Annotated in this window: 14 protein-coding genes and 1 tRNA gene; 7 read left to right on the plus strand and 8 right to left on the minus strand. The window is 63.9% G+C overall.

Translation table 11 applies throughout. The features are described 5' to 3' along the window. Window positions 1-578: 578 nt before the first annotated feature. The 3 genes from ACG2LG_RS23065 to ACG2LG_RS23075 are packed head-to-tail and all read right to left on the minus strand — an operon-like array spanning window position 579 to window position 2480. A complete protein-coding gene (locus ACG2LG_RS23065) occupies window positions 579-1070 on the minus strand; it encodes a hypothetical protein (protein ID WP_396263114.1) in 492 nt (163 codons plus the stop codon). A gap of 55 nt (window positions 1071-1125) precedes the next feature. Beyond that, window positions 1126-1776 carry a hypothetical protein gene (locus tag ACG2LG_RS23070; RefSeq protein WP_396263115.1) on the minus strand — a complete coding sequence of 217 codons (651 nt, stop codon included), beginning with the start codon at window positions 1774-1776 and terminating at the stop codon, window positions 1126-1128. After that, window positions 1776-2480, minus strand: a complete 705-nt coding sequence (locus ACG2LG_RS23075; protein WP_396263116.1) for a DUF642 domain-containing protein — start codon at window positions 2478-2480, stop codon at window positions 1776-1778. The genes ACG2LG_RS23070 and ACG2LG_RS23075 overlap by 1 nt, the downstream gene beginning before the upstream one ends. 194 nt (window positions 2481-2674) lie before the next feature. On the opposite strand from ACG2LG_RS23075, the gene ACG2LG_RS23080 reads away from it, so the two are divergent. Next, the gene (locus ACG2LG_RS23080) at window positions 2675-2956 is read left to right on the plus strand and encodes a helix-turn-helix domain-containing protein (protein WP_396263118.1); all 282 of its coding nucleotides are present in this window, start codon (window positions 2675-2677) and stop codon (window positions 2954-2956) included. A gap of 456 nt (window positions 2957-3412) precedes the next feature. On the opposite strand, the gene ACG2LG_RS23085 is transcribed toward ACG2LG_RS23080, so the two are convergent. Further along, a tRNA-Met gene (locus ACG2LG_RS23085) sits at window positions 3413-3489 on the minus strand. A gap of 156 nt (window positions 3490-3645) precedes the next feature. Continuing rightward, window positions 3646-4860, minus strand: coding sequence for a hypothetical protein (locus ACG2LG_RS23090; protein WP_396263120.1), 1215 nt, complete (start codon window positions 4858-4860; stop codon window positions 3646-3648). Window positions 4861-5027: 167 nt separating this feature from the next. On the opposite strand from ACG2LG_RS23090, the gene ACG2LG_RS23095 reads away from it, so the two are divergent. The 3 genes from ACG2LG_RS23095 (at window position 5028) to ACG2LG_RS23105 (ending at window position 6202) form a co-directional block, all read left to right on the plus strand. Further along, a complete protein-coding gene (locus ACG2LG_RS23095; RefSeq protein ID WP_396263121.1) occupies window positions 5028-5315 on the plus strand; it encodes a DUF134 domain-containing protein in 288 nt (95 codons plus the stop codon). 144 nt (window positions 5316-5459) lie between these two features. Next, a complete protein-coding gene (locus ACG2LG_RS23100; protein WP_396263122.1) occupies window positions 5460-5816 on the plus strand; it encodes a PaaI family thioesterase in 357 nt (118 codons plus the stop codon). After that, complete coding sequence (locus tag ACG2LG_RS23105) at window positions 5813-6202, plus strand: NifB/NifX family molybdenum-iron cluster-binding protein (RefSeq protein WP_396263124.1); 390 nt, start codon at window positions 5813-5815, stop codon at window positions 6200-6202. Before ACG2LG_RS23100 ends, ACG2LG_RS23105 begins: the two co-directional genes overlap by 4 nt. 185 nt (window positions 6203-6387) lie before the next feature. Here the strand turns inward: ACG2LG_RS23105 and ACG2LG_RS23110 are convergent, their stop codons facing one another. Further along, a complete protein-coding gene (locus tag ACG2LG_RS23110) occupies window positions 6388-7431 on the minus strand; it encodes a 3-deoxy-7-phosphoheptulonate synthase (protein WP_396263126.1) in 1044 nt (347 codons plus the stop codon). Window positions 7432-7495: 64 nt separating this feature from the next. After that, window positions 7496-8854, minus strand: coding sequence for an alkaline phosphatase PhoX (locus ACG2LG_RS23115; RefSeq protein WP_396263128.1), 1359 nt, complete (start codon window positions 8852-8854; stop codon window positions 7496-7498). A gap of 165 nt (window positions 8855-9019) precedes the next feature. Here ACG2LG_RS23115 and ACG2LG_RS23120 point away from each other — a divergent pair, with 165 nt between their 5' ends. The 3 genes from ACG2LG_RS23120 (at window position 9020) to trxA (ending at window position 10453) form a co-directional block, all read left to right on the plus strand. Continuing rightward, window positions 9020-9712 carry a hypothetical protein gene (locus ACG2LG_RS23120; protein ID WP_396263129.1) on the plus strand — a complete coding sequence of 231 codons (693 nt, stop codon included), beginning with the start codon at window positions 9020-9022 and terminating at the stop codon, window positions 9710-9712. A 9-nt stretch (window positions 9713-9721) separates the two neighbouring features. Next, window positions 9722-10009, plus strand: coding sequence for a hypothetical protein (locus tag ACG2LG_RS23125; protein ID WP_396263131.1), 288 nt, complete (start codon window positions 9722-9724; stop codon window positions 10007-10009). A gap of 123 nt (window positions 10010-10132) precedes the next feature. Next, complete coding sequence (gene trxA / locus ACG2LG_RS23130) at window positions 10133-10453, plus strand: thioredoxin (protein WP_396263133.1); 321 nt, start codon at window positions 10133-10135, stop codon at window positions 10451-10453. A 299-nt stretch (window positions 10454-10752) separates the two neighbouring features. On the opposite strand, the gene ACG2LG_RS23135 is transcribed toward trxA, so the two are convergent. Beyond that, entirely contained in the window at window positions 10753-11178 is a 426-nt protein-coding gene (locus ACG2LG_RS23135) for a transposase (RefSeq protein WP_396263135.1), read from the minus strand. Window positions 11179-11192: the final 14 nt, after the last annotated feature.

The raw sequence follows: 11192 nt of genomic DNA on the forward strand, positions 1-11192 counted from the left end.
CAAGACGCTCCGCGCCCCGGGCCTCCGACATCGTGCGTCCGATCGTGCCTCACTCCCGCACCATGCCTCCGGCCCCCCGTCCAAAGGCACACCGAGGGGAGAGCGCTTCGGGCGAGCGGGTGAGGTGGCGGGCATCACTGGCTCGCGCTGCCGCCTCCGGGCGCTCCGTGGCGTGCAAGCGCTGTCCTCGTCGCGTCCTACGCTTCCGCGCTCCGGTCGTGCCTCCCTCCACTTGTGCAGCTTGCCCGCTCCTGCGGGATCGCTTGACGCCCGCGCCCTCCGGCGGCTCGGAGCCGATAGGGCTTCCGCTTGGCAGCGGAATCCGTGAACGGACCCGTGCCAAAACTGCCAGAACCGACAAAAGCCCCGGCGACGACTCCCGCAACGAGGGGGTGGCCGGGCGTAGGGTGCCGGGCAGGCATCGCTCGGAGCCGCTTCAGGATGCGGACGGAAGGCGGCGACTCCTGCCGCTGTGGCGAGGCGGTCCCGGCCCACCCCCGCCCTTGGCGCTGTCCGGGTTGTCTTCGGGCGGCAAAGCCTCCCTCAGCCAAACCCGGACACGCCCCACCCCCGGGGAATCAGGAGGCATCGGGCTTTTCAAGGAGCAGATCTAGCCTCCTCAGCATCTCTTCGCACACAAGCTTGCGGGCGCGCTTGTTGAGGGGTGGCCATTCATTCGCCGCCCCCCGAGAAATGAGCATCGTTGAATGCCTGAGTACACTCAGACATTCCTTTGATCCAAAATAAGGCACTAGCGCACGCGAGACGATGTGAAGAACAACATCCTTCTCCGAATTGAGGTCCTCGCTCGCGCGACTGAAAGGCGACTCCGCTTCTTTCCAAGGCATCATAGAAACGCCCCATGCAACAGCACAGACAAGAAACACATTAACCCCAATCCAAGATCCAACTCCCCAAGCCTTCACTACCGGCCCCGAGGCAAACAAGAAACCCCCTCCTACAATAGCGGAGACCACGAGGATCTCACGCAGGCGTTTTTGTCTGGCATTATTCAAGCTGTCGATTGCGGAACGCACGATCATAAGCGCTTCTCTTTCACTAATACTCATCTTCTGAGAGTGATTGGTTTTGATAGGATTCCTTACGCCTCCCCGCGTGCTCGGCTCACTTCCGTTGCAGGTCCCTTTTGCGCCATTCAATCTGTTTAAGCAGTTCTTCGCAAACGAGCTTGCGATCCTGCCTTTTGCAGTCCAGTTGGCCCTCTTGGAGCCGATCTAGAATCAATCTGGCTTCATTCTCTAGAGCGATCAACTGCCCAAGCGGCCTCGAAGAAAGGTCTAAAGATGAGAGGACAATTCTTTGTGCAACCTCTTCCTGATTTGCACCGTCGTTCCATTGGGTTTTTCGAAATTCCCACACGAGAGCCAGCCCTAGGATCACCAAAAGAACACCACCGGCCCCTACCAAGTTGGACAACGGAACTCCCGCGAGAAACAGAATAGAACCCAGAGTTCCCAAACAAATTGCCGCCAGAACGAGGGCCTCCTTCCGCCGCTTTTTTCGAGCTGAGTCAAAACTTGAGATGGCAGAGCTAACGATGAGAGCCGCATCCCAGTCGCTCAGACCATCTCCCAAGGGTATCGATGCCCGCTCGCTACTAGCCCTCCCTTGTCCCGCGTCACTTCTCCCAAGCTCTGCGGTGGGTGCACCCGGAACAACCAAGCTCTTCGAACAATTCGGACAAGAAGCCGCCACACCTGCGAGGGAGTCGCCCGCCTCGATGCTCTGTCCGCAATGAGGGCAGTAGAATTTCATCACCTGAGATCCCGCCGTCTCCGCATCACAACCAACCCAAGCACCCCCGCGACCATGAGGGCGGATGACGACTCGGGAACAACCGTGACGCTCACATCGTCAATGAACGGCGAAGCGTTGCCGTTGGTCGGGTCGCCGCCGACCTGAAGCCCCTGGTCGAAGAACTGAAGGCGGGTCGTGGTGCTCGTCGCCGTGAACGTGAACGAGTAGGTATCCCACCCGGCGAAAACCGGGTTGTCGGGATAGCCTCCCAAGTTGGGAAGGATGAAGTCTGCGGTCGTGTCCCCCGCTGTGACCCGAAGAAGGGCAGGGTCTCCGTAGGCGTGCTCAGTCGCCGCTTGAAACTCCACGAGGTAGGTCTGCCCTGTGGCCGTGGTGAAGTCCTGATAGACTCCGTTCCCGGTCGGCCCCGGATGGTTGTTGTTGTCGATGTAGAGGAAGGCAGCCCCATCGCCCGCCGGATTGGTGAAATACCCCTCCGACATGTACACGGTATTCGCGTTGGCACTCGTGCTTGGGACGTTGTCAACCACCGCCCACCCCGTCACCAGCGTTGACCCGCTTTCGAGGATTTGACCGTGAACGACTCCGGGAGCCTGCTCGAAGCTCCCGTTGACGATCAGGGAGGCTCCGTGAACCGACCCAAGCAGGGCCGCGATAGTGGGTGCCGCAAAAGCGGCAACGTGGGATGCTGCTGTTTTCATGGGGAGAGGGGCTGTCCCGGGCAAAAGCCCGGTTCTCGATTCGCCTTTTCCAGCTATCCCAATCAGTCGAGCTGACAAGAAGCAGAACCACAAGCGGAATAGCGGCTCAACCCCTCAAGGACAAGCCGACGTTGCGACATCGCTACAGCGGTTCCGCACATTCACCGCAGCGCGTGCGCCTGCGAGACTGCCGAATGGCCAGCAAGGAAGCGGGAGAGATGGTCGCCGCCATGGCGGAGGTTCTCGGAGAGCGGCGAAAGTCCGCCGGGGTGTCCATGAACGCCCTCTCAGCGGCGAGCTACCTCGACCGGGCCGCGCTCCACCGGGCGGAGGCGGGAGACCGCATCCCCGCCTTGCCGTTCTGGATCGACTGGGCCGACACGCTCGGGACCTCGCTCGAAGAGGTGGCGAAGGAGGCGCGGAAGCGGGTCCGCAAGAAGGCGGGGCAGCCGCCCGAGCGGAAGCCGCTCATGTAGGGCGAGGGGGAACGCTACAATCCTACAGCCGAAACACCCGGAGCGGCTACGCCCGCCCCTACGCGAAACGAGCCCGGCCCTTGGGTCCCCCCCGTCCCCACGGGTGGTGCCTACCTCCATCCGTGGCGAAGAATCGAAGGTTTCTCTCCATGCGCCTGCGCCAACGGGCCAAGCCTGCCCCTGTCGGAATGTAGCGTCAGCCATTGTAACAGCGGCCCCGACAATCCGACACTGTAGCTCCCGACCTACCGAGGGCGGCGACTTCGGCCCGCAGGGATAGTGCGCAAACGAACAGTTGAGACTGAATCCACCCGCCCACGACGGAATTTCCGTGCAACGCTCCATGCAATAGCGGCAGCCAAACCCTGCATTTCCGTGCATTTCGACTGTATGCGAGCCCCTGGAAACCAGCAACGAAAAAGCCCTGTAACTCACTGAGCTACAGGGCTTTAAGAGTGGTGGCGGGGACAGGATTTGAACCTGTGACCTTCAGGTTATGAGCCTGACGAGCTACCTGGCTGCTCCACCCCGCGATTTTGTGTTTCCACTCCCTCAGGAGCGGGGCGGGAGACTACGACGAGAGCGTGCGGATTCAAGACCTTTTTCGGTCTTTCTCCGGATCCGAAAGCGGGAAAAGGCCCGCGCCGGAGCCAGTCCGGGCGGGCCTTGAGACGAGGTGGAAGCGGCGTTCAGCCGCGGTCGGCGGCGAGGGCGTCCATGATGTAGCGTGATGGACGGAAGTTCTCGATGATCACATGCTGCTCGCCGCCGCGGTTCATGCGGACCTCCTTGACGTTGAAGTTCGGCGTCTTGTGCGGGGCGAAGAGGATGTCGTCGTGGGTCGAGTTCTCGTGCTTCTTGAACATGTCCGGCACGATGTCGCCGCCGAGGTGGTCGTCGCGACCGGTGGCCAGGTGGCAGGTGCCGAGCACCTTCTCGTCCTGGATGTCGGCACCGGAAACCGGCAGCACCTGGGTGCCGAAGCCAAGCTCGCCGAGTGTACCGGTCATCGGGTCGTCGGCGAGGCGCGCGTTGTGGGCGTCGATGGTCGCCTGGTCACCTTCGATGAGCTCCGACTTGATGATGTTGCGGTTTTCGACGGTGAGCACGCCGAGCGTGCCGTCCTCGTATTTCATCGGGAAATGCCCCCTGGCGTCGGTCGGCACGAAGTAGACTTCGCCGGCCGGCAGGTTGGCGACATCGGGCTTCTCTCCCTTGCAAAGGCCGTGCGACTTCTGCGCGTCCTGCTTTTCGAGGCCGAGCCAGGCGGTGAGCACGCGACCGTCTTCGAGTCCGAAGTCGATTTCGACGTCGTCTGCGTTGGTCATCGCGAGGCGGATGCGCTCGGCGTCGGCCGAGACCTCGTCGTAGTTCACGGCGAGACCGGAATTGAGAATGATGTCATTGAGGCCGTGGAGCGTCGCACCGCGGAAGCCGAATTCCTTGCACTTGGCGGTGAGGGGCGCGGTGGCCGAGAAAGTCGAGATGCAGAGAATGATGTCGTAGTTCGGATAGATGTCGCCATCGAGCGAAAGCTGCTCGCCGTCGGTGTCCCAGACTTCGTCGTCGAGGTCGAGATTCGAACCGTGGGTGCACTTGTACGCAAACATTTCGCCGCCGTGCATTCCGAGGGTCTTCATCGCACCGCCGTGGAGGGTCTGGTAAAAGGACTCGTAGGCCTTCTTCTGGACGGGAAAGCCGTCTTTCTCAAGGAACGCGAAATTCCTGATCAAATCGGCAGGTTCGTCGAAATCGATCAGGATGCAGACGCGGCAACCTTTGGTTGGCTCGAAGACCGTGCCAAGGAGCTTGACGAGATCGAAGGAAGGGAACTGGCGGTTTTCAGGATGGAGCAGGATCTCCTCGTGGAGGTAGTCCGGCAGGGAAGCGGTGGCGGTAGACATAACGCCCTAGGCTAGGAGCGGGGCGTGGGGGCGCAAGAGGAGTTTTTGTAGGGCCGTCGAGGGGGGTGTTTCCCTTTCCGAACAAAGGGAATCCCGACCGTGGCCCGGGCCGGGGAGGAAGCGGCATTCGGCTCGCGCGGGGCCGTCGATCGCCCTAGGGTCGGCCCATGGCCCGCCCGAAATGTCCGCGCGTGGTGTCCGGAACGCCGGTGTCCCACTATTTCAAGCCTGCCGGGGTTCCCTTGCGGGAGCTTCGCGAGGTCGGGATGCCGGTCGACCATTTCGAGGCGATCCGACTCGCGGATCTTGAAGGTCTGAGCCAGGTGGAGGCGGCGCGCCGGATGGGGGTGTCGCGGCAGACCTTCGGACGCATCCTGCGGCAGGCCCGGACGATCACCGCCAGGGCGCTGGTGCGCGGCGAGGCACTGAGGATCGACTCCCAGGAAACATCCTGATCCGACCTGGAAAACATCGTTGCCACCGCGGGGTTTTGGGCGTATGCTCAAAATATGAAGGTGGGGGAGGCGCAAGCGCAGCGGCGGAAGCTGGCGTGTTTGCACAAGGAGTGTTTTGTCTGCGGCCCTTTGTCGGAGGCGGGGTTGCACGTCCGGTTCCGCTGTCACGCGCCGGGCGAGGTGTGGGCCGAATGGCAGCCGGACGAGCGCTGGAAGAGTTATGACGGGACCCTGCATGGGGGCATTGCGGCGAGCTTGCTGGATGCGGCGATGGTGCATGCCTTGTTCTCCCTTGGGCACCGGGCGGTGACGGCGAGCCTGGATCTCCGCTTCCGGCGAGGAGTGCGGCTGGGTTTTCCGGTCGAAATCGAGGCCTGCCGGGTGGGCGAGGGGCACGGTCTTCACCGGATGGAAGCCACGCTGTCGCAGGGGGCCGAAGTATGCGTCCGGGCCGAGGCCCGCTTCATGGAAACCGCCATCATCAATTCCGAATCCTCATGAACAACCAACAGCCATCGATTGGAAAGGTCGCCGTCGCCACGCAGGATGGCCGGCTTTCGGCGCACTTCCGCAGCAGCCATGCCTTCGCGCTTTTCCATGGCCGCAGCCGGCATCCCAGCGCGTTGTACCGGGTCAATACCCGGCCGGACGACGGAGGCACGCGTTCCCACGAGGCTCACCACCGTCAGATCGCCGCGCTTTTGGAGGATTGCACGGTGCTGATCTGCGGCGGGATCGGCGATCATGCCGCAGCCCAGCTCGAGGAGCGGGGGATCCGGGTGGTCGTGGCGAAGACGGGAGGAACCCCCGAAGCCGTCTACCAGGCGTTCTGCGAGGGATCCCTGCCGCTGGGCGAGGTGCATCGTTGCTGCCACGGTGGGCACTGAGGAGCGGGGCGGGGAGCGAGGGCGATCGAGGAGTTGTTGTAGGGGGGGTGGCGCGATCCGATGGATTGCGAGCGCTGGACGATCCGATGGATCGTATCCTGCGTTGCCACGGCATCGCATTGCCGGTTACGGCGGCGAAGCATCGCTTCGTCGATCTGGCTCGCAAAGCATCGCTTTGCGCCACCTCAGAGCGACTCCGCTGCCTCGTGGAGGAGTTGTTCGGTCGTCTCCCAATCGATGCACTTGTCGGTGATCGACTGGCCGCGGACGAGCTGGTCGAGCGGCTGCGGGAAGGGTTGGTTGCCGGCGACGAGGTTGCTTTCGAGCATGGCCCCGATGATCGAGCGGTCGCCCTCGACCCGCTGCTCGAGGATCTCGCGGAAGACGCCGGCCATGAGCTGGTCGTCCTTGCCGCAGTTGGCGTGGGAGGCGTCGATGAGGATGGCGGGCCGGAGCTTGGCGGCTTCCAGCGCCTCGCGGGTGGCGCGCACGCTGTCCCGGTCGTGGTTGGGTCCGGCCTGACCGCCGCGCAGGATCACGTGGCAGTTGGGGTTTCCGGTGGTGGTCACGGCCGAGGCGACCCCCTGCTCGGAAACGCCGAGGAAGGTCTGCTCACGGCTGGCGGCCTTGACCGCATTGATGGCGGCGGTGAGGTCGCCGGAAACCGTGTTCTTGAAGCCGACCGGCATCGACAGGCCCGAGGCCATCTGCCGGTGGGTCTGGCTTTCCGCCGTGCGGGCGCCGATGGCCGACCAACTGATGAGGTCGGCGATGTATTGCGGGGTGATCGGATCGAGGAGCTCGGTGGCGGTCGGCAGGCCGAGGTCGATGACCTGGCGGAGGAAGGTGCGGGCGCGGCGCAGGCCCTCGGGGATGTTGTCGGAGCCGTCGAGCGCGGGGTCCATGATCAGGCCTTTCCAGCCGACGGTGGTGCGCGGTTTTTCGAAATAGACCCGCATGACGATGAACAGCTTGTCCTCGAGCCGTTCGGCGAGCGAGGCCAGGCGGCGGGCGTATTCCAGGCCGGCGTCGGTGTCGTGGATCGAACATGGGCCGACGATCACCAGGAAGCGCGGGTCGTCGCCGAAAAGGATGGAGCCGATCGTGTCGCGGGAGGTGGCGACCAAGGACGCCTGCTCATCGGAGCGCGGGATTTCCGACTGCAGTAGCGCGGGGGCCGGCAGGGGAATGTTACGGGCGACGTGGAGGTCGGTGACGCGCGAACTCATGGGCGCAGCGTAGGGGCCCGAAGTTCCAAGTCAAAAGGGCCAAGTTCCAAAATGGAGACCCGAGTCAGATTTTCTCCCACGGGCCGGTGATCGCGACGGTGTAGCCGAGGCCCTGCAGGTTGGCGAAGAGCCACTTGCCGTCGGGCGAGAAGCAGGATCCGGCGAACTCGCTGTTGTTCTTTGCGTTGCGCGCGATGGTGAACACCTGGCCTTCGGGGGTCACGCCGCGCAGGTGGGTGTGTTTGGCGAAGGAAGCATCGACGAGATCCTCGCAGATCACCAGGCCGCCCCAGGGTCCCGGACAGACGTTGTCGCCATTGGTGAGCAGGTCGTTTTCGGTGGATTGGAGGAATAGCTCCAATTCGTCGGGTTTATCGACCGCTCCGGACGGCCGGAGCCGGAAGAGCTGGCCGCGCCGGGCGGGACCGCCGTCGGTGCAGCAAATGAAGATGCCGTCGTCGGTGAAATGGATTCCCTCGCCGCGGGCGAAGCGTGCCGCGCCAGCGTCGAAACCCCGGAAGCGGAGGTCGTCGAGCGGAGCCTCGGGGTTCTCCATGTCGATCCATTCGGCCTTCAGGACATCGCCTTCGGCCGGCCACTTGGCCTTGGGGTCGTAGTTGCGGAGGTCGGCCTTGGGGCGGTCGACAACGGCCAGAGCCTGGAGTTTGCCCGCGGTGAAGTCCTGTTTTTTCTCCGGAACGAAGCGGTAGAGCAGCCCGTCGGTGCGGTCTTCGGTGAGGTAGAGGATGCCGGTGGAAGGATCGAGCGCCACAGCTTCGTGGCGGAAACGACCGAGGGCCTTGAGGGGCTCGGCCTTTTGCAGTCCGGGCTCGGCGGTGGCTCTGACCTCGAAGCACCAGCCGTGCCGGCGACCGCGGGGGGTGAGGAGATCCTCGGGCTCCTCGCAGGTGATCCAGGTGCCCCACGGCATCGGGCCGCCGGCGCAGTTGCGGTCGGTGCCGGCGAGCGAGAGGAACTGGGCGACGGCTTCGCCCTTTTCCGGATCGAAGACGATGTTTGAGGTGCCGCCGAAGTGGGGCTCCCTGCCGGCGTCGCCCGAATCGTAGTTGAGGGCGGGATCGATGTTCCCGGGCAGCTCGAGATTGTTGTCGTAGGGGCCGAGGCCGGTCATCGCCAGCGACAGCTCGTGATTGCAGACCAGCACGACCTGGCCGTCCGGTCCGGGAAACGCGGCCATGCCGTCGGGCTTGCCCGGGACCTTGAAGCCGTCGCTCATCCGGTCGCCCAGCTTGGAGATGACGCGGTAGGAAAAGCCCTTGGGCAGGTCGAGGAGGCCGGCGGGATCGGCCTGCATCGGGCCGAGCAGATCGAAGTTCCGGGCGGGGGCCTTGGCGCGTCCGTATTGCTGGAGCCCGAGGAAGGCGAGGCCCGAGGTGGCGAGGAATGTTCGGCGGGAGGTCATGGGGCCGCGGGGTCGGTGGTGATGGACGAATCATCGGCCAAGCGGCCTGCCGGTCAAGCGGTGCCGGAGGTATTCCGCGGATGGCCGGGATTGGGAGTCAGGATGGAGGTTTGACACGTCCTTTCCGAAGGTGTTTTTTCTCTTTCACCGAGACCAAACCGCCGAATGAGCGATTCCGAAGAAAACAACCCACCGTCGAAGCAGACTTCGAGCGTGCCGCTGAAAAAGGAAACCGTCCGCGTGACCCTGAAGGCCGCCGATGCACCCAAAGCTTCGCCGACCGGGGCACCTCCCGCCCCTGCGGCACCGAAGCCGACCGTCGGCCCGCCCAAGCCGCCGACACCGACGGCTCCCAAGCCGCCGACCGCCACCGCTCCGGTTTCGGTGCCCAAGGCTCCCGATGCTCCGGGCAAGGCACCGGCTCCGGCACCGACGATCCAGCTCAAGACCGCCCCCGGTGGCAAGCCGGGCGCGCCGGCACCGATGCCGACCATCAAGCTCAACACGCCGGGTTCGGCCCCGACGACGCCTCTCACCAAACCCGGGGCACCAACCGCCCCTGCCGGTGGCGCCCCCGCGCCGGGTCCGACCGTCGCCCTGCCCAAGGCGACCGTGCAGCTCAATCCGCCGACCCAACCGCTCGGCACCCAGGCTCCGGCGGCGTCGCAGATGGCGACGATGAAGGTCAGCGAGGACGATTCCGAGTCCGGCGGCGACGGCATCTCGAACATCCTCTCGATTCTCGGTTTCCTCGGTGCCGCCGCGGTGATCGCCATCCAGCTGATGACCGCCGCGGTCTGGCTTGGCACCGATTCCGACGGCGAGAAGCAGCCCATCGAGTGGGGCAACCTTTTCTAACTCATCATCATGGTCGCACCCATCATCACCTTTGTGTTCGCAGGCATCATCGGATTCCTCGCTTGGAAAACGAGCACCATCGAAGCGTATCTCCCCGACGACACGACGGCGGCGGTAGCCGAGGCCCCCGCGGCGAGCGAACCTGCGGAAGCTGAAGCCTCCGACGAGGAAGCTGCCGAGGAGCCCGCGCCGGCGGAGGAACCTGCGGAAGAACCCGCCGACGAGTTCGAGGAAATGGTCGAGCCTCCGTCCGATGACGATTTCGACGCGCCGGCCGACGACGACTTCGATTTCTGATCGCGGTCCCCGTGCAACTTTTCAAGCGCCCGCTTCCGGAAACGGAAGCGGGCGTTTCGCTTGAAGGCACCGGCAGCCGGGCAGGGGAGTTGACATTCGGAACCCGCTCGGCATCGTTCGCGCATGGCTCAACAATTCAACGACAGCAATTTCCAGAGTGAGGTGATCGACTCCGACAAGCCGGTCCTCGTGGACTTCTGGGCGGAGTGGTGCGGACCGTGCAAGATGATCGGCCCGGTCATCGACCAGGTCGCCGACGAGATCGGGGACTCCGCCAAGGTCGGCAAGGTGAACGTCGACGAGTGCCGCGATCTGGCGGTGAAGTACAACGTGCGCTCGATCCCGCTGCTGCTGTTTTTCAAGGGTGGCGAAGTGAAGGACCAGATCGTCGGGGCAAGTGTCACCAAGGAGCAGCTCAAGGCGAAACTCGAGGCGCTGGCCTGATCGAGTCTTCATCAACCATTTCCGCGAGCCGGCTCCGCAAGGGGTCGGCTCGTTTGCTTTCAGGGGTGGGCAGAGCCTACGGACCTCGAGCTTCAGCTCGCATGCACCGTTCGGGCAGATGCGAGCTTCAGAGGCTGTCGGGAAATGAGTTGGAAATTGCGTGAGGTCATTGGATGGGCCTTGGGAAAGCTGTTTGGGAGGATGGGGATTGATCGAGCGCCTGAAGAGGGCTTGGCGAAGCTCGTGTCGCGGGGTTCTGCTGCCTTTGTCCTCCATGACATGAGGGCGCACCCCGCCTTTCAGCAGGTGCCCGGTGCGCTGCGGGCCCGGATCGCACCGAGTAGGCCATGGATTCCGACCAGATTCATCACTCGGGTGAAATTGTATGCCCGGGCGCTGAGTCCCATCTCCGCTCCGGCAAGAGCACGTCCACGGCAAAGTAATCCGCCTTGTCCGTGCCGTTGCTTGATCGTCCCGAAGGGATGCCCAACGAGGCTGGGGCGTTTGCGCATGATCCCGGGAGACATGGCCAGACGCCCGGCAGCCCGCTTGAGAGCCTCTTCGTGGACGCTGATGAGGAGCTTGCGATAGTTGCCGGCGGTGCATTTCGTCCTCATGGGGCATTCCCGGCAGGCTGCGGCGTTGGCGTAGGTGCGAAATCCACCCTCCGGGTCGCGGGCTTCGGTATCCGCTTTCCGGGCAAGCACTTCGCCCTGTGGGCAGATCTAGGTGTCGCTCG

This window comes from Haloferula sp. A504, assembly GCF_044385805.1.
Lineage (GTDB): Bacteria > Verrucomicrobiota > Verrucomicrobiia > Verrucomicrobiales > Akkermansiaceae > Haloferula.